We start from the raw sequence: 20,948 nt of genomic DNA, 5'->3' as shown, positions 1-20,948 counted from the left end.
AAATTGCATGGCGCCCCGGTGTTGCTCAGTCTTGCCCGTCGCGCGCCCGCTGCTTGAGTTCGGTGTATTTTTTCGCCGAGCCGTATGACTGCTCGACCGGATAGCGCTGCGCGTTCTTGCGGATTTTTTCCTGCGCTGCCGCGATCAGGTCGAAGCCATTGTCTTCCGCGATCAGCAGCAGGTAATGCAGCACGTCGGCGCATTCCTCCCGCAGCTGCTGCCGGAATCCCTCGTCCGACTGCAATGCGGCCAGCTCGGCGTCGCTCTTCCACTGCGTCAGCTCCAGCAGCTCGGCGGCTTCCAGGTTGAGGGAAATGATGAGGTTTTTCAGCGTGTGGAACTGCTTCCAGTTCCGCTCGTCGCGGAACCGGACCAGCAAGTCCCTGAGCGTGTTGAGGTCGGACATCGGGTGCGCCTGGCGAATGCGGGGCTGCCAGTATAGCGCCGCGGCGTCAATTTCCGTGCAGCGCGGCCTGTCCCGTGGCGCCGGCGTGGGATACATCGCCGGCACGGCCGAAGCGGTAATCCGGCAGGCGCACCCGCTTCATGCGCGCCCAGTACGAGAACGTGAACCCCGGCCACAGTGTGACATTCCTGCCGTGCGCATCGAGGTACCAGCTCTTGCAGCCCGAAGCCCACACCGTCTTGTGCATGCGCTGTTGCAGGCGTGCATTGAATTGCGCCTGCGCCTGCGGATTCACCTCGATCGAGGTCATGCCGTTCTTGCGCATGAGCTTCAGGCATTTCATCGCGTGGTCGATCTGCTGCTCGGCCATGAACACGACCGAATTGTGGCCCAGGCCGGTGTTCGGGCCCAGCAGCATGAACAGGTTGGGATAGCCGGCCGCCATCAGGCCGCAGTACGCCTGCGCGCCGTCGCGCCAGGCGTCGTTCAGATCGATGCCGCCGCGCCCGACGAAGCGCACCGGCGACAGCAGGTCGGTGACGCGAAAGCCGGTGCCGTAGACGATGGCGTCGGCGGCGTGCTTGACGCCGCGGCTGTCGACGATGCCGTCTTCGGTGACTTCGGCGATGGTGTCGGTGACGACGGCGACGTTCGGCCGCGCCAGCGCCGGGTAGTAATCGTTCGACAGCAGGATGCGCTTGCAGCCGATGGTGTAGCCGGGCGTGAGCTTGGCGCGCAGCGCCGGGTCGGCGATGTGCCGGGCGATGTGGCGGCGGCCCATCTTCTCGGCCAGCGTCATCAGTTTCGGATGCAGGAAGGCCAGTCCGCCCAATTCCTGGCGCCAGTACACGAAGCAGCGCAACAACCGCATGGCGCCGGGAACGCGCCGCAGGATCGCCTGCGCGCGCCGGCTGATCGGATGATCCATCTTCGGCAGCACCCAGGCAGGCGTGCGCTGGAACAGCGTCAGCTGCGCGGTGCGCGGCGCGATCTGCGGCACGAACTGGATGGCGCTGGCGCCGGTGCCGATCACCGCGATCCGCTTGCCGGACAAGTCATACCCGTGGTTCCACTCGGCCGAGTGGAATGCCACGCCGCGAAAACGCTCGATGCCTGGCAGCGCCGGATAGGCCGGGCGGTGCAGCGCGCCCATGGCCGACACCACGATGCGCGCGGTCAGCGACCTGCCGTCGGCGGTGCGCACGCGCCACAGGTCGTTCGCCTCGTCGAACACCGCGTCCCGCATTTCCGCGCCAAAGCAGATGTGCGGCGCGAGCCGGTACTTGTCGACGCAGTGCCTGAGGTAGGCCAGGATTTCGGCCTGGCCGGAATACATGCGGCTCCAGTCGGCCTTGCGCTCGAACGAAAACGAATACATGTGCGACGGCACGTCGCAGGCGCAGCCGGGATAGGTGTTCTCGCGCCAGGTGCCACCGATCTCGCGCGACTTTTCCAGCAGCAGGAAGGAGGCGATGCCGGCCTGCTTGAGCCTGATCGCCATGCCCAGGCCGGAGAATCCTGTGCCGATGATGACCGCCTCCAAATCGGGGCGCGCGGGCGCGGTCGTTGCCCGGCCGTCGGCGGCGCCGAATGCGGCCGTCTTTTTCAGGAAGGCCGTGGCTGCCGCGAGCGATTCGCGCCCCTCCGGAATGAACCAGTGAAACAGCTGCCATACATGCGGCACTGCCGGCCACACGCGCAAGTCCACCGCCACGCCGGCGGCCTGCGCGCGCCGCGCCAGCTCGGTCGAATCGTCGAGCAAGACCTCGTCGGTGCCGACGTGGATCAACAGCGGCGGCAGGCCGCGCAAATCGGCGCGCACCGGGGAGGCTAGCGGCGAGCACGGGTCGGCCCCGGCCAGGTAAGCCTCGGCCGCCAGCGGCATGCGCTCGCCGACGAACATCGCGCAGCGGCTGCTGTTGCCCATGCGCGAGGGAAGCGTGTTTTCCATGTCGGTCAGCGGCGAGAACAGGGCGGCGGCGGCCGGCATCGGCATGCGGTCGTCGCGCAGCCGCAGCATGAGCGCCAGTGCCAGGCCGCCGCCGGCCGAGTCGCCCGCCACCACCAGCCGCGCCGGATCGCAGCCGCTGTTGAGCAGTGCCGTGTACACCGATTCCGCATCCTCGATGGCGGCCGGGAACGGGAATTCGGGCGCCAGCCGGTAATCCGGAACGAACACGCGAAAACCCTGGCGCGCGAAATACGTCGTGACCGCGCGGTGGGTGCGCGGCGAACATGCGAAGTAGCCGCCGCCGTGCAGGTACAGCAGCGTGACGCTGCCGCCGCCGGCGCGCGACTCGACCCATTCGCCGGGCACGCCGCCCAGCGTGTGCGGCGTGATCGTCACATCCTTGGGCGCGCGGTAGGCCACGCCGCCGAGCACGCGGCGCGCGCCGGCGGCGTCGGCGGCCGCGGCCAGCCGGCGCTTGAAGGTGCGGCGCAGCAGGGCGCTGAAGAAACGGGCTTGCCAGCTGCTCATGACGGCCTCTTTTCATCGAGAGGGAGGGGGGCGTTGGCTACGCCATGCGTCTCGAACAGGCGCCGGATCAGCGCCCAGTAACCCAGCGGCGCCAGGCGCGACAGCCAGTCGAGCACGCGCGCATCCGGCCCGACCAGGATGCGCGGCGCGCGGGCCTCGATGCCGCGCACGATGCACAGCGCCGCCTGTTCGGGCGTGGTGCGCACCTCCCGGAAGAACTTGTCCGCCAGCTGTTGCGCCTCGCTGTCGCTGAACTGCGCGGTGCGCCGCGCCCGGTGCGCGATGCGGGTCCGGATGCCGCCCGGGTGCACCACCGACACGGAAAGCGCGCTGCCCGCCAGCTCGTGGCGCAGCGCGTCGGTAAAGCCGCGCACCGCGAACTTGCTGGCGCAGTAGGGGCCTTGTCCGGCCGGCGCCACCAGTCCGAACACGCTCGACAGGTTCACCAGGTGGGCCTGCGCCTCGCGCCGCAGGAGCGGCAGGAAAGCCTTGGTGGTGCGCACCACGCCCCAGAAATTGATGTCCATGAGCCATTCGATTTCTTCCAGCGCGAGCTGTTCGATGTTGCCCATCAGCGCCACGCCGGCGTTATTGATCAGCAGGTTGGCGCGCCCGTGCTGGGCGAGGACGGCAGCGGGCAGGGCGGCGACGGCAGCCGCGTCGGCAATGTCGAGCGAGTGCTCGCTTACGCGCACGCCGAGCGCGCGCACCGACTGCGCGGTGCGCGCCAGCTGCTGCGTATCGCGGTCCGTCAGCGCCAGGTGGCAGCCGCGGCGCGCCAGTTCGTGCGCCAGGGCGGCGCCGATGCCGTGCGCCGCGCCGGTGACGACGGCAACGCTGTTGTTCAGTTCGAATGCCATGCGCTTCCTCCGTCCGTTTCAGATGGACACATTTTTTGCGCGATCTTCCGGCCCGGGCGTGCCACAATGGCTTGCGCTGCGCCAGATCCTGCAGTGTAGATTCAGTGTAAGGTGAATACCTTAGAATCATCAAAAGGATAATCATGACCTCAGAGGCCCTCAATACGCGCGGCCGGATTCTTGCAACATGTTTGCGCTTGTTCAATGAATCCAACCCGGCGGCGGTCACCACCGCCGAAATCGCGCGCACCGTCGGCATCAACGAAGGCAACCTGTATTACTACTTCAAGAAGAAGGAAGACATCCTGGTGGCGCTGTTCGAGCAATTCGAGGCGGCGCTCGACGACGTGGCCAACGCGCCGCCGGCCGCGCACGACGTCGGACCCGGCTACCTGGAGAAGTGGTTCAACCTGATGTGGGAATGGCGCTTCTTTTACCGCGACACGGCCGCCATCAAGCGCATGGCGCCCGCGCTGCACGGCAAGGGCATGGCGCTGGCCGAGCGCGGGCAGGCCGACGTGCGGCGCGCGCTGCAGCAGATGGCCGATGCCGGCCTGCTCAAGGCCACGAGCGGCGAGATCGAGCGGCTGGTGGTCAACGCCTGGATCGTGTCGAGCTACTGGCTGGACTACCTGCATTCGCGCCACAACGTCGAGCAGGTCACGCGCGAGCACATCGGCTGGGGCTTCGCGCAAGTCATGAGCCTGTTCGAGCCGTATGCCGTGCGCGCGGTCGGCGCCGCCAGCCAAAGGAAATCGGCCTGACGCCAGTGTGCCGGCCGCGGGATTACACTATCGGCCCGATCTTCGCGCCGCAAAGGAGCTTGCATGGCAACCACGATCACGCACCGCAACGTCAACATCGTCACGCTCGCCGCCGGCGAAACGATCGCCGGCCAATGCCGGCCGGGTGATATTGCCCTGGTACAGGAAGGCGACGGCTGGTGGACCAATTTTGTCGGCGACGATGGCGCCGTCGACAGTTACGACGCGCCTTTCGGCTCGTACAACGAAGCGCTGTGGGCCGCCAAGGCGGCCGCCGAATTCGGTGGCGGGCTGGAAGAATAAGCGGGCGTGGCGGCCTGATTGATTGCTCTTCGGGAAAACTCCCGCCATTCTTTTGCAGATTCAAGAACCGCTTGATTTGAATCAAGCGCTTTTCTCTTCAAAACTCCTTTCCGGGCGCATGTCTGCGTGGCATGACAATTGCTCTATGGCAATGGCATGCCGGGAGCGGCATGCGTTTCGATGACTTTTGAATCCCCGGAGAGTAATGATGAAATCCAGTTTTGTCGGTATCGCTATCGCTGCAGGTTTGTTGGTTGCTGGCACCCAAGCAATGGCCGCCGATGGCAAGGCCGTCTATGAATCCACCTGCGCCGCATGCCACGCCACCGGCGCGGCCGGCGCGCCGAAGATTGGCGACAAGGCAGCATGGGCACCGCGCATCAAGACCGGCGCCGACGCGCTGCACGCTTCCGCCCTCAAGGGCAAGGGCGTGATGCCGGCCAAGGGCGGTAACGCCAGCCTGTCGGATGCGGACGTGATCGCCGCCGCCGACTACATGATCGGCCAGGCGAAGTAAGCCTGTCCGCCATGCCACGGAAGACGCGCCGCGCGGTGCGCCTTCCGTGCGCTCCAGAACGAAAAACAAGAGGAAACACCGATGGCTTCAGAAGCCGAATCCGGCATCCCGCTCACGCATTGGGCGACGTTGGTTTATGGAGAATACGCGCCCAGCATGTATGCGCTGCGCTGCTGGATCCGCAAGGGACGCATCCAGCCGCCGCCCCAGTGGGTGCGCGGCAAGTGGCGCGTCCAGCCGACGGCCTCGTACCAGGAACACGGCGCGAGCGACTAGGACAGGTTCAGGGATGGAGTTCGGCGCGGCCGGCATGGCCGCTCAGACGAAGCCGAACGCGCCCAGCAGTGCCCCCGCGCCCAGCTGCCACAGCAGGTGCAGCCGGGTGCGCCAGATGAGCAGGGTGACGGCAATCGTCAGCATCCACTGGCGCCAGTTTTCGAGCGGATTGCCGTTGGCGCTGGCAAGGATCCAGCCGGTGGCGACCAGCAGCGCGACCACGATCGGCGCCATGCCCTGCTTGAAAGCGCGCACCGCGCGCAGTTCGCGGTTGCGCTGGCCCCAGCGCGCTGCAAGATAGGTCAGAGTGGTGCTGGGGATCAGGATGCCGGCCATGGTCGCGCATACGCCGAGCAGCGCCGGCCAGATGCCGCCGGCATTCATGCCCACATTCCATCCCATGAGCGCGACGAACAGCACGTTCGGCCCGGGCGCGGCCTGGGCGATCGATACCGACGCATTGAACTGCGCATCGGTGAGCCAATGCTGTTCATTCACCAGATAGCGGTGCATTTCCGGCACCGTCGTGATCGCGCCGCCCACCGCCAGCAGCGACAGCGACAGGTAATGCAGGAACAGATGGAGCCAGTCGCTCCAGCCCAGGGACAGGTGCAGCGCCTCGTTCATGGCGCCAGCTTCCGGTAGGCCAGCACGCAGGCGGCGCCGCCCAGCACCAGCAGCACGTACACGAGCGGCACGCGCAGCAGCGCTATGGCCACCAAAGCCAGGCTGAACAAGACGACGCAGGTGCCCAGGCCGAGCACGTTCTTCTTCAATGCGCCGAACAGCTTCAAGCCGGTCGCCGCGATCAGGCCGGCCGCCACCGAGCCCATGCCGCGCAGCGCGCCTGCCATGGCCGGGTAGTCGGCGTAGCGGGCGTAAAACAGCGCCACCAGCAGCAAGACCGCCAGCGGCACCAGCAGCATGCCGGCCAGCGCGGCCAGGGCGCCGCGCAGGCCGAAATGGCGTGCGCCGATCATCAATGAAATATTCACCACGTTTGGCCCCGGCATGATCTGCGCGACGGCCCAGTCTTCCAGGAACTCTTCCTGCGTCAGCCAGCGCCTGCGCTCGACCAGCTCGCGCTGCACGATCGCCAGCACGCCGCCGAAACCCTGCAGCGCGAGCAGCGTGAAGGCGACAAACAGATGGGTGGGAGAGCGCGGGACGGGACGCGCCGCGTCGGGACCGGAATTCATGGCGATGACAATGCGTTAAGCCGCAGCCGGGCAGGGCCGGGAAAAATGCCTATAGGAAACTAAGCGGGACAGCCTATCATATTTCGCCGGATGCCGGCTTGGTGCTTAAGCGTAGGCAATATTTTGCCTCTACAATCGCCTTACCTCGGATTCATCGTCTGACTTCTCAACGACACCATGAACGATTTTCCAGAAGATATCTTTACCGAACCGTCCGGCATCGACGTCGACACCCTCGCCAATCTTGGCCCCCTGCGCGGCATGGCCGGCGTGTGGCAGGGCACGCGCGGGCTGGATGTCAAGCCCAAGGCCGACGGCGCGCGCAAGCAAGCTTTCGTCGAGCGCATCGAGCTGCAGCCGATCGACCCGGTCACCAATGGCCCGCAATTGTTTTACGGCCTGCGCTATCACACCCATGTGACCAAGCCCGACCAGGTCAAGACATACCACGACCAGGTCGGCTACTGGCTGTGGGAGCCGGCCAGCGGCACTGTCATCCAGACGCTGGCGATCCCGCGCGGGCAGATCGCCATGGCCAGCGGCAGCGCGAGCGCGGATGCCACCAGCTTCGAGCTGGTCGCCCGCAAGGAGTCGGATAACTGGGGCATTCGCTCCAATCCCTTCCTCGATTACGCATTCAACACGGTGGAATACCGCATCAAGGTGACGATCAACACCGACGGCAGCTGGTCGTACGACGAAGACACGGTGATGATAATCCGCGGCAAGGACGAACCGTTCCACCATACGGACCGCAATACGCTGCTCAAGCTGGCGGAACCGACGCCCAATCCGCTCGCTCGCTGAGCCAGGGAAGGCGCCCGGCCGCCCTGGCTTTCTTCCCGCAGGACGGCCGGTAGTTGCTACTTGGCCGGCGCGGCTTCCTCGGCCTTGCCGCTGGTGTAGGTCGCCGCCGCGCGCCGTTCGTGGGGCGCCGGCTTCCCCGGTAGCGGCGGCAGCGCCTTGGCTTTCTCAAGATCGACGCCGGCGGCTTGCGCTACGCGCCGGCCGTAGTCCTCGTCGCAATGCCACAGGTGCCACACCATGCGCAGCTGGATCGATTCCGGACATTGCCGCAGGTCGCCGCCGATGTTGGCGATCAGTTCCTCGCGCTCCCCATCACTGAACGTGCGGTAGCGCTCGCCGGCTTGCCGGTAGTCGTCGGTCGTGCGCGAGGTCTGGTAGCGCCCGAGGTGGCCTTCCACCCACTGGTGATATTCCTTGTCCGGCCGGGGCGCTTCCTGCAGGCCGCCGACGGTGCTCGGCTCGTAGTTGATGTGCTTGTTGCCGGCATCCGTGTCGACGTAATAGGCCATCTGGCCGTCGCGCTGGTTGGTGCGTGCGTGCGCCTTTTCCTGCGGCGCGTTGACCGGCAATTGCAGGTAGTTCGGCCCGACCCGGTAGCGCTGCGTGTCCGAGTACGACAGCGTGCGCCCCTGCAGCATCTTGTCGTCCGAAAAATCCACGCCATCGACCAGGACGCCTGTGCCGAAGGCCGATTGCTCCGTCTCGGCGAAGACATTGTCGGGATTACGGTCGAGCACCATGCGGCCTGCCGGCAGCAGCGGGAACTTGTCCTCCGGCCAGAGCTTGGTATCGTCCAGCGGGTCGAAGTCGAGTTCCGGGTGGCCGCCGTCGGTCATCAGCTGCACGCAGAATTCCCACTCCGGAAAATCGCCGCGCGCGATCGCTTCGTACAAGTCTTTCGTCGCATGGCCCACATCATGCGCCTGGATGTCGGCCGCCTGTACCGCCGTCAGATTGCGCACGCCCTGTTTCGGACGCCAGTGGAATTTGACCAGGTGTGCCACCCCCTGGTCGTTGACCAGCTTGTAGGTGTTGACGCCCGCGCCTTCCATTTCGCGGTAGTTGGCCGGGATGCCCCACGGGCTTTTCACCCACGTCAGCATATGCAGCGTCTCCGGCGACTGCGACACGAAATCGTAGAAGCGCCACGGCTCCTGGCGGTTGGTCACCGGGTCGGGCTTGAAGGCATGGATCATGTCGGGAAACTTGATCGCGTCGCGGATGAAAAAGAGTTTCAGGTTGTTGCCGACCAGGTCCCAGTTGCCGTCGACGGTTTTCAGCTTCACCGCGAAGCCGCGCGGATCGCGCGCCGTTTCCGGCGAGTCCTTGCCGCCGATGACGGTCGAGAAGCGCACGAACGCCGGCGTGCGCACGCCGGTCTGGTTGAGCACCTTCGCCCGCGTGTACCTGGAAGCCGGCTCGTTGCCGATCTTGCCGTAGGCTTCGAAATAACCGTGCGCGCCGGTGCCGCGCGCATGCACCACGCGCTCCGGCACGCGCTCGCGGTCGAAGTGCGTGATCTTTTCGATGAACTGGTAATTTTCCAGCGTGGCCGGGCCGCGTTCGCCCACCGAGCGCAGCGACTGGTTGTCGCTGACAGGATGGCCTTGGCGGGTGGTGAGGGTCGGGCGCTTGTCGCTCATGACATTCCTTTCGCAGGCAAGGAGAGAGTCATATTGACAAGCCCGGACCGCTTTCTATCCCGGCACGGGATTGGCAGTTCCGATGGATGCGATAGCTTGTTCCCGGAATGTGCCGGCGCCACAACATCGCCATAACATCATTGCTTGCAGGAAACCTTGTCGCGGGCTTATCGTACGCTTGTACAGGGAGGATGCAATGGATTCCACGCGGGTGGAAAGTGGTGGGTGGGCGTGGCGCTTTGCGCTGGGGATGGCGTTATGCGCAACTGGATTGGCCTGGGCCGAGGAGGCCAGGATCTACCGTTCTTACGATGCGTCCGGACGGCCAACCTTTTCCGACCGGCCGCTCAACCGGACTTCGCAGGTATTCGCGGTATTCGACGGCAACCGGTTGTGGCCGCGCGCCGGCGGCGCTCCGGTGACCACGGCCCAGCTGTCGGCGCGCCGCAGCGCGTTCGACCCGCTGGTGCGGCGCGTGGCGCAGGCGCACGGCGTGCACGCGGCCCTGCTCAAGGCCGTCATCGAAGTCGAATCCGGCTTCAATGCGCGCGCCCGTTCCCCCAAGGGCGCGATCGGCCTGATGCAGGTGATGCCCGCCACCGCAGCGCGCTACGGGCAGTACGACCTGTACGCGCCGGAACAGAATATCGAAGTCGGCGCGCGCTACCTGCGCGACCTGCTGTCTATGTTCGGCGGAAATGTCCAGCTCGCGGTGGCCGCCTATAACGCCGGCGAGAATGCGGTGATCCGGCACGGCCGGCGCATCCCGCCCTACCAGGAAACGCAGCGCTACGTGCCGATGGTGCTGGAACGTTACCACCGCTTCCAGTCGCCCTCGCTCAACTGAAAACCGGATGCCCGCTCAGGGGGCGCCAGCGCCGGCGAAACAGTGTACCCTTGCCAACCATCGACACCCGCGGCGCGGCAGTTTCCCGCGCGCCTCAAAAAGAAAGAAGGAGTAACCGATGGCGGCACAATTCGAGATCACCAGCATGGCGCTGTTCTGCGACTTCGAGAACATCGCATTGGGCGTGCGCGACGCCAGGTTCGCGCATTTCGACATCCGCCGCGTGCTCGAGCGCCTGCTGCTCAAGGGCAGCATCGTGGTCAAGAAAGCCTATTGCGACTGGGACCGCTACAAGGATTTCAAGGCGCCGATGCACGAAGCGGCGTTCGAACTGATCGAGATCCCGCACCTGCGCCAGTCGGGCAAGAACTCGGCCGACATCCGCATGGTCGTCGACGCGCTCGACCTGTGCTACACCAAGTCGCATGTCGACTGCTTCGTCATCATCAGCGGCGACTCCGACTTCTCGCCGCTGGTGTCCAAGCTGCGCGAGAACAACAAGTACGTGATCGGCATCGGCGTCAAGGATTCCACCTCCGACCTGTTGGCCGCCAACTGCGACGAATTCATTTTCTACGACGACCTGGTGCGCGAGCAGAAACCCAAGCGCAAGCCGGCCGAAAAGAAGGCGCCGGCCAAGAAGGCCGCCGCCAGCGCGGGCGCCAAGGCGCCGGCCCAGAAGAGCGAGGAAAAGAGCGAGGAAAAAACCGACGAGGACCGCCGCCAGGACGCGCTCGACTTCGCCGTCGAAACGGTCGAGGCATTGATCGCCGAACGCGGCGAGGACGAGAAGATCTGGGGCTCGATGGTCAAGCAGACCATGAAGCGCCGGCGTCCCGGATTTTCCGAATCGGCTTACGGCTACCGCTCGTTCAAGGAACTGATGGAAGACGCGCAAAAGCACGGCTTGCTGCAGATTATCCGCGACGAAAAGACCGGACAGTACAAGGTGCGGCTGGCCGCCGGCGAGGATTAATTGCCCTCATCCCCGTCCCTGCGCGCCGGAAGGCCGTTCAAATCAGTTTGTCTAGCGTGATCGGCAAATTGCGGATGCGCCGCCCGGTGGCGTGGTACACCGCGTTGGCGATGGCGCCGGCGACGCCCGTGGTCGATACTTCGCCGATGCCCTTGGCGCCGAGCGCATTGACCTGCGTATCCTGCTCCGGCACCACGATGATCTCGATGTCGCCGATGTCGGCGTTCACCGGAACGTGGTATTCCGCCAGGTTGGCGTTGACGAAGCGCCCGTAGCGCCGGTCCAGCACGGAATCCTCGAACAGCGCCATGCTGATGCCCCACACGATGCCGCCCATGAGCTGGCTGTGCGCGGTCTTGGCATTCATCAGGTTGCCCACGCCATAGGCGCCGACCACGCGCGGCACGCGGATGGTGCCCAGATCGCGGTCGACGTGCACTTCGGTGAATACCGCGCCGAACGAATGCATCGAATATTGCTGCGTTTCGCCGCCGGGCTTGCTGTCGCCCTGCGCTTCGATGGCGCGCGCACCGTTGCGTGCGATGACGGCGGCGGCGGGCTCGCGCCGGCGCTTATCCGATGCCAGCTGCAGCCAGCCGTTGTCGAGCACGATGTCGGCGCTCGCCGCGCCCGACAGCGGCGAGTGCGGGTCGGCCGCCGCCAGTTCGACCAGCCGCTGCCGCGCATTCAGGCACGCTGCATGCACCGCTGAGCCGACGCTTTCCACTGTCATCGATCCCGCCGAGATCGGCGCTTCCGGCATGCTGGTGTCGCCCAGCTCGAAGCGCACGCGCTCGATCGGATAACCCAGCGCGTCCGCAGCCACCTGCGTCATGACCGTGTACGTGCCGGTGCCCAGGTCTTCCGTGCTCGACTGCACCACCGCCTGCCCGTCGGACAGAAGGCGCACGCGCGCCGCCGCCGGGCTGCGCTTGGCGGGACGGGTGGCGCTTGCCATGCCCATGCCGACCAGCCAGCGGCCCTGCTGCATCGAGCGCGGCTGCGGATTGCGCTTGGCCCAGCCGAAGCGCGCGGCGCCGGCGCGATAACACTCGCGCAGCGCCTTGCTCGAAAACGGCAGGTCGCGGTCGGAATCGCGCTCGGCGTAATTGGCCAGGCGCAGTTCGAGCGGATCGATGCCGGCTTCATACGCGAGTTCGTCGAGCGCGCTTTCCAGCGCAAAGCTGCCGGTCGCCTCGCCCGGCGCGCGCTGGAAGGTCGGCGTGCCGACGTTCAGCTTGACCAGCCGGTGCGAGGTTGCGACGTTCGGACAGGCATAGAGCATGCGCGTGACCATCGCGGACGATTCTGTCCAGTCCTCGATCATCGAGGTGCTGGAGATGACGCGGTGCTCTATCGCCGTGAGCTTGCCGCCGCCTTCGCAGCCGAGCGCGATCGTCTGCTCGGTGTGCGGGCGGCCGCCCACCGGGCCGAACAGTTGCGGGCGCTGCAGCACCAGCCGCACTGGCCGCGCGGTATGGCGCGCGGCCATCGCCGCCAGCGCCACATGCGACCAGGCCGAGCCCTTGCCGCCGAAGCCGCCTCCGGTATAGGGGCAAATGACGCGCACCTGATCGGCCGGGATGCCGAAGGTCTTGGCGATCGTCTTTTGCACGCCGGCCACGTATTGGGTGGAGTCGTGCAGTGTCAGCCGGTTGCCTTCCCAGGCGGCGAGCGTGGCGTGCGGCTCCATCGGGTTGTGATGCTCCATCGGCGTGGTGTAGACCAGCGTCTTGCGATGCGACGCCTGCGCCAGACCCGCCGCCACGTCACCGCGCCGCGAATCGGCCGCCATGTCCAGCACCTTGCCGGGCGAATAGGCCTGCGGCCTGGCGGCGGCGAAATCGAGCGCCGCCGGCACGCGCGCGTAATCGATGCGCAGCATGGCTGCCGCCTGTTGCGCCTGCTCCGGCGACTCGGCCACCACCACGGCTACCGGCTGGCCGGTGTAATGCACCTTGTCGTCCTGCAGCAGCGACAGCACGCGCCCGTGCGGCGGCTGCACGGCCGCACGACCGCCCTGCGGCAGCTTCATCGCATTCTTGTGGGTGAGCACGGCAATGACGCCGGGCACGTGCTCGGCCGCCGCGCCCTCGATGCGCGTAATGCGGCCGTTCGGGATCGTGCTCTGCACCAGCACCGCGTGCGCCATGCGCGGCAGGGCGAATTCGGCGCTGTAGCGCGCCGCGCCGCACACTTTCAGCGGGCCGTCGATGCGGTCGAGGGGAGCGCCGATGTTTTTCATGCCAGTCCTCCCGCCGTGCTCAGTGCACGGATGACGGCGCGCCGCGCCAGGTCCACCTTGAAGCCATTGTGCTGATACGGGCGTGCGCCCTGCAGCAGCGCGGCCGCGGCGGCCTGCATCGATTGCGCGTCAAGGGTGCGGCCGGCCAGGGCGGCTTCGGCCTGCGCCGTGCGCCACGGCTTGTGCGCCACGCCGCCCAGCGCGAGCGCCGCTTCGCGCACCACGCCGTCGCGCAGGTCGAGCGCCGCCGCCACCGACACCAGCGCGAACGCATAGCTCGCGCGGTCGCGTATCTTGAGGTAGTGCGCATGTTCGGCAAACGGCGAGCGCGGCAGATCGACGGCCGTAATCAGCTCGCCCTGGTTCAGGGTGGTGTCGCGCTCTGGCGCGTCGCCCGGCAGCCGGTGGAAGTCGCCGATCGCGATCGTGCGTTCGCCGCCCGCGCCGCGCACGCGAACCACCGCGCGCAGGGCGGCCAGCGCCACGCTCATGTCCGAGGGATTGGTGGCGATGCAGGCGTCGCTGGCGCCGAGCACCGCGTGAATCCGGTTGTAGCCGTCGCGCGCGGCGCAGCCGGAACCGGGAAGGCGCTTGTTGCAGCGGTCGAATCCGGTGTCGTAGAAGTAATAGCAGCGCGTGCGTTGCAGGAGATTGCCGCCGACCGTGGCCATGTTGCGCAGCTGCGGTGACGCGCCCGCGAGCAGGGCTTGCGACAGCAGGGGGTAGCGGATGCGGATCAGCGCATGGTTGGCGACGTCGGTATTGCGCGCCATGGCGCCGATGCGCACGCTGCCGTCCGGCAGTTCGGTGATCGCGGCCAGCGGCAGGCGGCTCACGTCGATCAGCGTATGCGGCGCGGCGACGCCGCCCTTCATCAGGTCGAGCAGGTTGGTGCCGCCGCCGATGAATGCCGCGCCCGGTTCCTGCGCCAGGCGCAGCGCCTCCTCGACGCTGGCGGCGCGCCGGTACGCCGCCGGGTTCATGATTTTTCTCCAGCAGCGGGATGGGCCACCGCGCGGATCGCCTTGACGATATTGGCGTAAGCGCCGCAGCGGCACAGATTGCCGCTCATGCGTTCGCGTACTTCGTCATCGCTCAGGATCACGCCGGCCTGCCGCACGTCGGCCGTCGCCGCGCTCGCGTGGCCGCGTTGCGCCTCGCGCAGCAGGGCCACGGCGGAACAGATCTGGCCCGGCGTGCAGTAACCGCACTGGAAGGCGTCGTGCGTCACGAACGCGGCCTGCATAGGGTGCAGGTTGTCCGGGCGCCCGATGCCTTCGATGGTGGTGATGTCGTCGTCCTCGTGCATGACGGCCAGCGTCAGGCAGGAATTGATGCGCCGGCCGTTGACCAGGACCGTGCAGGCGCCGCATTGCCCACGGTCACAGCCCTTTTTCGTGCCCATCAGGCCGAGGTGTTCGCGCAATGCATCGAGCAGCGTGACGCGCGGTTCCAGTACGAGCTCGTGCCGTTCGCCGTTGATTTTCAGCACCAGTGGCATGGAGTGTGATGCAGCGGTGGCCTGCGCCGGCGCCGCCGCATCTTTCGCGTTAACGATCGACATCAGCGGCGAACCTGCCAGCGCACTTGCCGACTGAAGGAATTGCCGCCGCGTCAGGTGGCAGGAAGGGGCATCGGACCCGGCACCCGGCGGTGCGTCGCGCTCGCTTCCGGAATGGTGCTTCGGCATGTCTTTTTCCCCGTGAGCTGCAAGACTTGGCATTCGATTCACGGCATGCGGAAAAAATCCGGAGAGGGGGCAAATGTTCGGAATCTCGTGCCGGACGTACCGAATGATCGGCTGCAGATTGTTGATGGGCGATCAGATGCCCCAAAAGCAGCCGATAGTCTGGAAATATTGAAACGCAGTACCTGGCTAATTGAACGAACGTTATTAAAATTAATGGCAATAAAACCCGAATTATGAAATACACGGTGAATTAAGCAGTGCTATTGGCAATCTGCGATATTTCCATAAATCAGAAAAAACATAACTACGCCAGGAGGAGACACGATGCCAGGCAGAGAGCTCATGCGCAGCGTGACGAGCATGCGGGTGTTGGCAGAGTTGGCGGCGGACCACGGCATGTCGCTGGGCGCGTGCCTGGCGGGGACGGGCGTTCCCGAGAAAAGTCTGGCCGATCCGGCTGCGCTGGTGACGGCCAATCAGGAACTTCGCCTGATCCGCAATCTGGTGGAATACCTTGGCGAGTGCCCGTCTCTGGGGCTGGAAGCCGGCCGCCGTTACCACTTCACAGCCTTCGGCACGCTCGGCCTGGCCATGATCAGCAGTCCTACCATGCGCAGCGCGCTGGACGTCACGATGCGGTATTTCGGCCTGACGTTCGCCTTCACCCGCTTTCAGGTGGCGGACCGGGACGGCGAGACGCAGATCGTGCTGGACGATGCGGGGATTCCTAAGGAATTGCGCCGGTTTATCGTCGAGAGGGATGCGTGCGCGCTCATCACCATCCAGCGCGACCTGTTTGCCCAGCAAGCGCCATTACAGCGCCTCGCCTTCAGTTTCGACAGGCCGGCGCAAGCGCCGGAATACAAGGCGGTGTTCGGTGTGTCCCCGTTGTTCGCCGCGCCGGCTAATTTGGCGGTATTCGATGGCCGCCTGCTGCAGCTTCCCTTGCCACAAGCTAACGAGCTGGCGCAACGTGCCGCAGAAGAGCAATGCCGCCGGCTGATCGGCGAGCGGTCGGCCCAGGCAGGAATTGTCGCTCAGGTGCGCGAGCGCCTTGCCGCAAGCGCTCCGCGCATGCCCGATATGGATACTCTGGCCGATCAGCTCTGCATGACGACGCGTACGCTGCGCCGGCGCCTGTTGTCCGAGAACACCAGCTTTATCGTACTGCGCGACGAGGTTCTCCTGAACATGGCCAGGGAGCTGCTTGCCACCTCATGCCTGTCCATCGAACAGATTGGCGAGCGTCTCGGCTATGCCGAATCGACCTGCTTTATCAATGCCTTTAAGCGCTGGACCGGGCAGACGCCGCACGCCTATCGTCTGATGATGCGTGCGGAGCGCCTTGGCCCGCGCTGATCGAGCGCTATCGGCCGGCGTTCGCACGCGGATAGCCGCCCGCAAATGCCAGCGCGGCGCGTATAACGGCAGCAGGAATGACATGCGACGCCAGCAACAGCGCCTTGAGATGCCAGGAGACAGGGCGGTGCAGCGGCCCGCCCCGCGCTGCGGCGAGGACCTGATGCGCGACGTCGCCCGCGCTCAGACTCACGCCCAGACGCCGCACAAAAAGATTGTCATCTCGGCCACGCAGCATCGGCGTGTCCACAAAGGGCGGCATCACGTCGCGCACCGCAATGCCATGCCTGGCCCACTCGACGGCCAGCGCTTCCGTGAAACCGCGCACCCAGAACTTGCTGGCCGAGTAGAGCGCCATGCTCGGAATGCCGTACACCGCCGAAGCGGACGAGAGGTTGACCACGGCGGGTGCACGATGCTGCTCGGCGCTGCGGCTGAGCAGCGGCAGCGCAGCCTGGCAACAGAGCGCAAGCCCGACGTTGTTGACGGCCAGCAGATGAGCAAGGTGCCGCGGTGGCATGTCCTCGAAGTGCCCGGTATAGAGCAGGGCCGCGCAATTGACCAGCAGGTCGAGCCTGCCCACACTGAGCCCCTCGAAGTGCCCGAATGCCGAGCGGACCGCGGCTGGATCGGACACGTCGGCGGGAAGCGCCACCGCCTGATTGCCGAGCCGGCGCACCGCATCGTGTAGGGCCACATGATCGATATCGAACATGCCGACGGTCCAGCCTCGCTTGACCAGCAGCGCAACGAGCGCCAGTCCGATTCCCGACGCGGCGCCCGTGACCACCGCATAGCGCTGCGGCCGGTTCATGGCAACACGGCTCCTGCATTCAGGCGCAGCTGCAGCGCATGGGTGTGGAGCACGCACGCCGGTCTGGCGTTCTTCAGGCCGAGCGCGACGAGGCGCTGCGCCATCGGGTGGCTGCCGGCGACTTCCAGCCGGATCGTGCCGGGCAGGCAGATTCTTCCGCCGCCGCGGGTGTTCACCAGCGTGCGCAGCATCGCGTCGTCGCGCCGCGAATACAGGATCAAATCCAGCAAGGGCCCCGGCGTGCCGAGGCCGGCATTCCCGGACAGTTTCACCATGATGTCGCCGGAGTCGGGATCGGTGATGGTCCCTTCGAAGCGGTTTCCCTGCAAGGAAAAACCGATCGGCGTGATGAACTTCGGATAGCCCCAGATCTCGCGGCCTGCCGCGCAGGCGGCCGCTGTCGTGACCGGCAGGTCGAGGATATAGAAGCCTGCGTTGCTGACATCCGGATGGCTGAACAGGGACAGCAGCGGCAAGGCCGGCATCGCGGCGCCGTCGGGGACGACCGCAATCGCGACGCCAGCTTCGCGATAGTCGGCGATCGAGGTTTCCCGGTATTCGTAGAAGGCGACGCCGGCAAGCGCCTTGCCGCCGGCGAAACGCACCGCGCGCAGGCCGTGCGGCGCGACCATCGCCTGCGCCTTGTCGTAGTCCACTCTGAACAGCGCCATCAGGTTGGAATCGTCGAAATACAGGATCGGCAGGTCAACCTCTCCCTCGCTGGCGGACACGGCGGTTTGCGGATACTGGAAAAACGGATCGTTCTGCCACGGTTTCATTCCTATACTCCCAAGTGATGCATGCCGTCGCCGGAGGCGAGCAGCTGGCCCTGCCAGTCCTCCATCAAGGCAAGCCGGTTGATCTGATTGGTGCCCTCGAAAATCCGCGTCAGGCGCACATCCCTGAAGATTCTTTCGACGCGCTGCTCATGCAGCCCGCCGTGGTCGGCAAGCAGGTCCATCGCCATTTCGCACACGCGCTGGGCGCGGTCGGTGACGTGGAACTTGCACAGCGCCGCATGCAACTGCCGAGGCTGCCATGCATGGCGCGCCTCCTGCCATACCAGGCTGCGCATGGCACGGGTTTCGGCCACCATCGTGGCCAGCTGCAGCTGCACGTCCTGGTAGTCGATCAGCCGCTTGCCGCCGAGCGTGTAGCGTCGGGCGAAATCCGCCGCCAGTTCGGTCGCGGCGCGGGCGAAGCCGACGCCCATCGAGGCGACCGGAATGCGGGACGCGTTCAGCGTGGCGCGATTGATCGCCCATCCCTTGCGCAAACCGCCGATGACGCGGTCGGCGGGAACGAAGACATCGGCGAATTCGAGTTCGGCCGCGCCGGAGGCGCGCATTCCCATCTTCAGTTCGGTGCGCGCCACCTTGAACCCGGGCGCGGCGCAGTCGACATAGAAGCAGGTCCACGACTCCATGCCCTCCCCCTTGAGCGCGGCAAACACGGTCGCGCTCCTGGCAAGGTCGCCGCCGCTGATGAAGCATTTGCGCCCGTTCAGCAGATAGCCGCCATCGACTGGCGTGGCGACCACGCCCGGCCGGTAGGCGGCTGCGCCGTGCCCTTCCTCGGCGTCGGAACCGGCCCCCGGCTCCGTAATGGCGAAGGCGATCAGATGCGGGTCTCCCCGCTGGCAGCTGCGATAGACCGGCGCGAGAAAGCGCAGCACCGTGCCGACGCTCCCCGATAGCAGCAGCGGCATCGCCCCGAGATGGTGGGCCGACAGCAGAAGCATCAGGCCGCCGCACACGCGGCTGAATTCCTCGACCACCATGCAGGCTTGCCAGATCACCGGATAGGACAGCGAGCGCCATGCCATGCTGCCCAGCGGCGGCGGCAGGAAATAGCTGAGCCATCCCTGCCGCCCGGCTTCAACGAGCAGCTGGTGCGCGAGAGGATGACACTCCCCTGCGGGCAGGTGCGCGGCGAGGTCAAGCTCGGCGGCCACCGGCTGCATGAATTGCTCGGCAAACTCGCGCGCCTTGCGCCGCACGCGCGCCAGGGGCCGGGGCAGCCTGGCGAAATCCGTGTCCCACAAATCGGCAGGCCGGTAGTCAGCGAGCAGGCGGGCCAGCAAGGGGAAGTCGCGGTATTGCCAATGCGGCGACAGCGGATGATCTGGCGCCAGATAGCCATGCAAATGATTCGAGACGTTCATGCCTGTTCTCCCGTCCAGCCCGCGACAAAGGAATAGGCTTCCCGTGTGCCGCCGGCCTGCAGCTTCAGCATGTTCTGGTCGCGCAGGATTTTCTCCGGGCCGGTGTCGCGCATGTAGCCGATACCGCCATGCACCTGCACGGCCTGATTGGCCGCATGACATAGCGCGTCGTGCGCTGCGGCACGCGCCGCAGCGACCACGCCGAGATCGGTTTCGTCGATCGGACATGCGAACATGGCCAGCATGGATTCGGCCTGTTGCCGGGCCACTTCGATTTCGCTCAGCAACTGCTGGACCGCCGGATGGTCGCCGATGAGCTTGCCCCCTTGCCGGCGCACCGCTGCATAACTGGACGCCATCTGCTGGGCGCGCGCAATGGCGCCGGCGCCGATCGCAAGTAAGCCGATCATGTCCATCTTCAGAACGCGCGCATAGAGCCGGCGGGAGGTTTCGGCATCGGGCAGCCGCAGCTCCCCGGCGGCGCCGGCATGCCGCACCGTGAACGCGGCGAGTTCGTCGAAGCCATGCTGCGGCCGGCATGATTCCACCGCGAGCATGCGCCGCTCAGCCAGCTGCCATGCGACGGTGCCGTTGCGCCAGACCGGCCACAGCAGGCTTTGCCAGGAGGTCATGGCGCAGAGGGGGATCGCATGGACGTCGCGGTCGAACCAGTCCGCAAGCAGCACCAGATCATCGGGTTGCGGCTGCGGGGTTTTGATCCAGCGGGCAAGGCTGGTGCGCGCCAGACCGTAATGGCCGGTGGGCACGAAAGCCGTTCCAAGCGCGCGGGCGACGTCCTGCCCGAACCCCAGCTGCCGCGAGAGTTCGTGCGCAAGCGCAGTGCGGTGCCAGGAAAATGCGATGCCGGCGTTGGCGCGGCCGAGATGCCTGAGAGTACCGATATTGAATGCCATCGCGTGGGCATCGTCGCCATGCTCCCAGAGGCCAAAGCCGTCGCCGTCCGGCGATAGCGAAAGGATGCCGAGCTCGATAGCTTCATTCGTCAGTTGTTCCAGCATGTCCGGCCGCATCGGGGACTCCGGCCGTTGCGTGGCGCCTGCGATGCGTTCAGCAGCGAAACGCCCCACCTCGGCGAGCAAGTGTTTCAAGTCTTCGTGATCGATGTCCATGCGTCGGCTATCTGGCTGAAATGTCCGGGTGACCTCGCGATGAAAGCCCGGCCGCAACGCGGGCGCAGGGCAATAGCGGCGAGATCTGATCGGCCAATGTTAGCGATAGATTCGACGTGTTGTTATATTTGCAAAGGACATTAAATCGATGATTTCGGACACCGGGCGGAAGCGTCCGGGCTGGCCGCGCGCGTTGAACGTTGGGCGGCATTCATCTGCGCACCAAGGATTTGCGAACGGCTGTAACTATGGACATCCGTGGGATGAGTGAACAGAGATGGCGTTAAATAATGTTGCCAATATGCCGGCTCCGCTTCGCAGGTTAACCGGGGGAGTACTGGCGGACCGGGCTCTACATCATTTCCATACGCATCTTTCATAGACGGCTACCGGGATGCCGGCCACGGTGTTTCGAAAGGTGCCATGGCCTAAAAATTTTTAGGGATAAGTTCCTGGCAGCCATCGGCGA

The 20,948-nt window shown here is 65.8% G+C and carries 20 protein-coding genes and 1 pseudogene; 8 read left to right on the top strand and 13 right to left on the bottom strand.

What is annotated here, in order from left to right; all coding sequences use genetic code 11:
- Positions 1-25: 25 nt before the first annotated feature.
- From FAY22_RS17530 to FAY22_RS17520, 3 genes are read right to left on the bottom strand one after another with little or no spacing between them, the layout of a single operon-like run.
- Complete coding sequence (locus tag FAY22_RS17530; protein WP_146331586.1) at positions 26-406, bottom strand: nucleotide pyrophosphohydrolase; 381 nt, start codon at positions 404-406, stop codon at positions 26-28.
- 46 nt (positions 407-452) lie between these two features.
- Positions 453-2,885 (bottom strand): alpha/beta hydrolase fold domain-containing protein, encoded by a 2,433-nt coding sequence (locus FAY22_RS22190; protein ID WP_146331584.1) that lies wholly within the window; start codon positions 2,883-2,885, stop codon positions 453-455.
- Complete coding sequence (locus tag FAY22_RS17520; RefSeq protein ID WP_146331582.1) at positions 2,882-3,745, bottom strand: SDR family oxidoreductase; 864 nt, start codon at positions 3,743-3,745, stop codon at positions 2,882-2,884. The genes FAY22_RS22190 and FAY22_RS17520 overlap by 4 nt, the downstream gene beginning before the upstream one ends.
- Before the next feature lie 143 nt (positions 3,746-3,888).
- Here FAY22_RS17520 and FAY22_RS17515 point away from each other — a divergent pair, with 143 nt between their 5' ends.
- From FAY22_RS17515 to FAY22_RS17500, 4 genes and pseudogenes are all read left to right on the top strand, one after another.
- Entirely contained in the window at positions 3,889-4,509 is a 621-nt protein-coding gene (locus FAY22_RS17515; RefSeq protein ID WP_146331580.1) for a TetR/AcrR family transcriptional regulator, read from the top strand.
- 63 nt (positions 4,510-4,572) lie between these two features.
- Positions 4,573-4,812: a hypothetical protein gene (locus FAY22_RS17510; protein WP_146331578.1), complete on the top strand. Its 240-nt coding sequence runs from the start codon at positions 4,573-4,575 to the stop codon at positions 4,810-4,812.
- A 232-nt stretch (positions 4,813-5,044) separates the two neighbouring features.
- Positions 5,045-5,329: pseudogene (locus FAY22_RS17505) on the top strand (cytochrome c5 family protein); the annotation flags it as partial.
- 81 nt (positions 5,330-5,410) lie between these two features.
- Positions 5,411-5,605 carry a hypothetical protein gene (locus FAY22_RS17500; RefSeq protein WP_146331574.1) on the top strand — a complete coding sequence of 65 codons (195 nt, stop codon included), beginning with the start codon at positions 5,411-5,413 and terminating at the stop codon, positions 5,603-5,605.
- 42 nt (positions 5,606-5,647) lie between these two features.
- Here the strand turns inward: FAY22_RS17500 and FAY22_RS17495 are convergent, their stop codons facing one another.
- Both FAY22_RS17495 and FAY22_RS17490 read right to left on the bottom strand, forming a co-directional pair.
- Positions 5,648-6,232: a chromate transporter gene (locus FAY22_RS17495; protein WP_146331572.1), complete on the bottom strand. Its 585-nt coding sequence runs from the start codon at positions 6,230-6,232 to the stop codon at positions 5,648-5,650.
- The gene (locus tag FAY22_RS17490) at positions 6,229-6,804 is read right to left on the bottom strand and encodes a chromate transporter (RefSeq protein ID WP_146331570.1); all 576 of its coding nucleotides are present in this window, start codon (positions 6,802-6,804) and stop codon (positions 6,229-6,231) included. The genes FAY22_RS17495 and FAY22_RS17490 overlap by 4 nt, the downstream gene beginning before the upstream one ends.
- A gap of 177 nt (positions 6,805-6,981) precedes the next feature.
- On the opposite strand from FAY22_RS17490, the gene FAY22_RS17485 reads away from it, so the two are divergent.
- Entirely contained in the window at positions 6,982-7,611 is a 630-nt protein-coding gene (locus tag FAY22_RS17485) for an FABP family protein (RefSeq protein WP_146331568.1), read from the top strand.
- A gap of 56 nt (positions 7,612-7,667) precedes the next feature.
- Here FAY22_RS17485 and FAY22_RS17480 read toward each other — a convergent pair whose 3' ends face one another.
- Positions 7,668-9,254 (bottom strand): catalase, encoded by a 1,587-nt coding sequence (locus tag FAY22_RS17480; RefSeq protein WP_146331566.1) that lies wholly within the window; start codon positions 9,252-9,254, stop codon positions 7,668-7,670.
- A 196-nt stretch (positions 9,255-9,450) separates the two neighbouring features.
- Here FAY22_RS17480 and FAY22_RS17475 point away from each other — a divergent pair, with 196 nt between their 5' ends.
- Together FAY22_RS17475 and FAY22_RS17470 are read left to right on the top strand one after the other, a co-directional pair.
- Positions 9,451-10,101 carry a lytic transglycosylase domain-containing protein gene (locus tag FAY22_RS17475; protein WP_210411847.1) on the top strand — a complete coding sequence of 217 codons (651 nt, stop codon included), beginning with the start codon at positions 9,451-9,453 and terminating at the stop codon, positions 10,099-10,101.
- Between the two features lie 118 nt (positions 10,102-10,219).
- Entirely contained in the window at positions 10,220-11,077 is an 858-nt protein-coding gene (locus FAY22_RS17470; protein WP_146331562.1) for an NYN domain-containing protein, read from the top strand.
- A 37-nt stretch (positions 11,078-11,114) separates the two neighbouring features.
- On the opposite strand, the gene FAY22_RS17465 is transcribed toward FAY22_RS17470, so the two are convergent.
- From FAY22_RS17465 to FAY22_RS17455, 3 genes are read right to left on the bottom strand one after another with little or no spacing between them, the layout of a single operon-like run.
- A complete protein-coding gene (locus FAY22_RS17465) occupies positions 11,115-13,322 on the bottom strand; it encodes a xanthine dehydrogenase family protein molybdopterin-binding subunit (protein ID WP_146331560.1) in 2,208 nt (735 codons plus the stop codon).
- Positions 13,319-14,305, bottom strand: a complete 987-nt coding sequence (locus FAY22_RS17460) for a xanthine dehydrogenase family protein subunit M (RefSeq protein WP_146331558.1) — start codon at positions 14,303-14,305, stop codon at positions 13,319-13,321. The genes FAY22_RS17465 and FAY22_RS17460 overlap by 4 nt, the downstream gene beginning before the upstream one ends.
- Entirely contained in the window at positions 14,302-15,012 is a 711-nt protein-coding gene (locus tag FAY22_RS17455) for a 2Fe-2S iron-sulfur cluster-binding protein (protein WP_146331556.1), read from the bottom strand. The genes FAY22_RS17460 and FAY22_RS17455 overlap by 4 nt, the downstream gene beginning before the upstream one ends.
- Before the next feature lie 342 nt (positions 15,013-15,354).
- Here FAY22_RS17455 and FAY22_RS17450 point away from each other — a divergent pair, with 342 nt between their 5' ends.
- Positions 15,355-16,371, top strand: a complete 1,017-nt coding sequence (locus FAY22_RS17450; protein ID WP_168204869.1) for an AraC family transcriptional regulator — start codon at positions 15,355-15,357, stop codon at positions 16,369-16,371.
- A 7-nt stretch (positions 16,372-16,378) separates the two neighbouring features.
- Here the strand turns inward: FAY22_RS17450 and FAY22_RS17445 are convergent, their stop codons facing one another.
- The 4 genes from FAY22_RS17445 to FAY22_RS17430 are packed head-to-tail and all read right to left on the bottom strand — an operon-like array spanning position 16,379 to position 20,479.
- The gene (locus FAY22_RS17445) at positions 16,379-17,185 is read right to left on the bottom strand and encodes an SDR family NAD(P)-dependent oxidoreductase (protein WP_146331552.1); all 807 of its coding nucleotides are present in this window, start codon (positions 17,183-17,185) and stop codon (positions 16,379-16,381) included.
- Positions 17,182-17,964 carry an acetoacetate decarboxylase family protein gene (locus tag FAY22_RS17440; RefSeq protein ID WP_146331550.1) on the bottom strand — a complete coding sequence of 261 codons (783 nt, stop codon included), beginning with the start codon at positions 17,962-17,964 and terminating at the stop codon, positions 17,182-17,184. Before FAY22_RS17440 ends, FAY22_RS17445 begins: the two co-directional genes overlap by 4 nt.
- Before the next feature lie 2 nt (positions 17,965-17,966).
- Positions 17,967-19,349, bottom strand: a complete 1,383-nt coding sequence (locus tag FAY22_RS17435; RefSeq protein WP_146331548.1) for an acyl-CoA dehydrogenase family protein — start codon at positions 19,347-19,349, stop codon at positions 17,967-17,969.
- Positions 19,346-20,479, bottom strand: a complete 1,134-nt coding sequence (locus tag FAY22_RS17430; RefSeq protein ID WP_146331546.1) for an acyl-CoA dehydrogenase family protein — start codon at positions 20,477-20,479, stop codon at positions 19,346-19,348. Before FAY22_RS17430 ends, FAY22_RS17435 begins: the two co-directional genes overlap by 4 nt.
- Between the last annotated feature and the right edge of the window lie 469 nt (positions 20,480-20,948).

It is taken from the genome of Noviherbaspirillum sp. UKPF54 (assembly GCF_007874125.1).
GTDB lineage: Bacteria > Pseudomonadota > Gammaproteobacteria > Burkholderiales > Burkholderiaceae_D > Noviherbaspirillum.
Note: the sequence above shows the minus strand (reverse complement) of the source record. Positions and strands in the feature narration are given on the sequence as shown.

What these genes read in the sequence shown, in the direction of transcription:
- FAY22_RS17530 (WP_146331586.1), bottom strand. Translation starts at nt 406, where the DNA reads ATGTCCGACCTCAACACGCTCAGGGACTTGCTGGTCCGGTTCCGCGAC.
- FAY22_RS22190 (WP_146331584.1), bottom strand. Translation starts at nt 2,885, where the DNA reads ATGAGCAGCTGGCAAGCCCGTTTCTTCAGCGCCCTGCTGCGCCGCACC.
- FAY22_RS17520 (WP_146331582.1), bottom strand. Translation starts at nt 3,745, where the DNA reads ATGGCATTCGAACTGAACAACAGCGTTGCCGTCGTCACCGGCGCGGCG.
- FAY22_RS17515 (WP_146331580.1), top strand. Translation starts at nt 3,889, where the DNA reads ATGACCTCAGAGGCCCTCAATACGCGCGGCCGGATTCTTGCAACATGT.
- FAY22_RS17510 (WP_146331578.1), top strand. Translation starts at nt 4,573, where the DNA reads ATGGCAACCACGATCACGCACCGCAACGTCAACATCGTCACGCTCGCC.
- FAY22_RS17500 (WP_146331574.1), top strand. Translation starts at nt 5,411, where the DNA reads ATGGCTTCAGAAGCCGAATCCGGCATCCCGCTCACGCATTGGGCGACG.
- FAY22_RS17495 (WP_146331572.1), bottom strand. Translation starts at nt 6,232, where the DNA reads ATGAACGAGGCGCTGCACCTGTCCCTGGGCTGGAGCGACTGGCTCCAT.
- FAY22_RS17490 (WP_146331570.1), bottom strand. Translation starts at nt 6,804, where the DNA reads ATGAATTCCGGTCCCGACGCGGCGCGTCCCGTCCCGCGCTCTCCCACC.
- FAY22_RS17485 (WP_146331568.1), top strand. Translation starts at nt 6,982, where the DNA reads ATGAACGATTTTCCAGAAGATATCTTTACCGAACCGTCCGGCATCGAC.
- FAY22_RS17480 (WP_146331566.1), bottom strand. Translation starts at nt 9,254, where the DNA reads ATGAGCGACAAGCGCCCGACCCTCACCACCCGCCAAGGCCATCCTGTC.
- FAY22_RS17475 (WP_210411847.1), top strand. Translation starts at nt 9,451, where the DNA reads ATGGATTCCACGCGGGTGGAAAGTGGTGGGTGGGCGTGGCGCTTTGCG.
- FAY22_RS17470 (WP_146331562.1), top strand. Translation starts at nt 10,220, where the DNA reads ATGGCGGCACAATTCGAGATCACCAGCATGGCGCTGTTCTGCGACTTC.
- FAY22_RS17465 (WP_146331560.1), bottom strand. Translation starts at nt 13,322, where the DNA reads ATGAAAAACATCGGCGCTCCCCTCGACCGCATCGACGGCCCGCTGAAA.
- FAY22_RS17460 (WP_146331558.1), bottom strand. Translation starts at nt 14,305, where the DNA reads ATGAACCCGGCGGCGTACCGGCGCGCCGCCAGCGTCGAGGAGGCGCTG.
- FAY22_RS17455 (WP_146331556.1), bottom strand. Translation starts at nt 15,012, where the DNA reads ATGCCGAAGCACCATTCCGGAAGCGAGCGCGACGCACCGCCGGGTGCC.
- FAY22_RS17450 (WP_168204869.1), top strand. Translation starts at nt 15,355, where the DNA reads ATGCGCAGCGTGACGAGCATGCGGGTGTTGGCAGAGTTGGCGGCGGAC.
- FAY22_RS17445 (WP_146331552.1), bottom strand. Translation starts at nt 17,185, where the DNA reads ATGAACCGGCCGCAGCGCTATGCGGTGGTCACGGGCGCCGCGTCGGGA.
- FAY22_RS17440 (WP_146331550.1), bottom strand. Translation starts at nt 17,964, where the DNA reads ATGAAACCGTGGCAGAACGATCCGTTTTTCCAGTATCCGCAAACCGCC.
- FAY22_RS17435 (WP_146331548.1), bottom strand. Translation starts at nt 19,349, where the DNA reads ATGAACGTCTCGAATCATTTGCATGGCTATCTGGCGCCAGATCATCCG.
- FAY22_RS17430 (WP_146331546.1), bottom strand. Translation starts at nt 20,479, where the DNA reads ATGGACATCGATCACGAAGACTTGAAACACTTGCTCGCCGAGGTGGGG.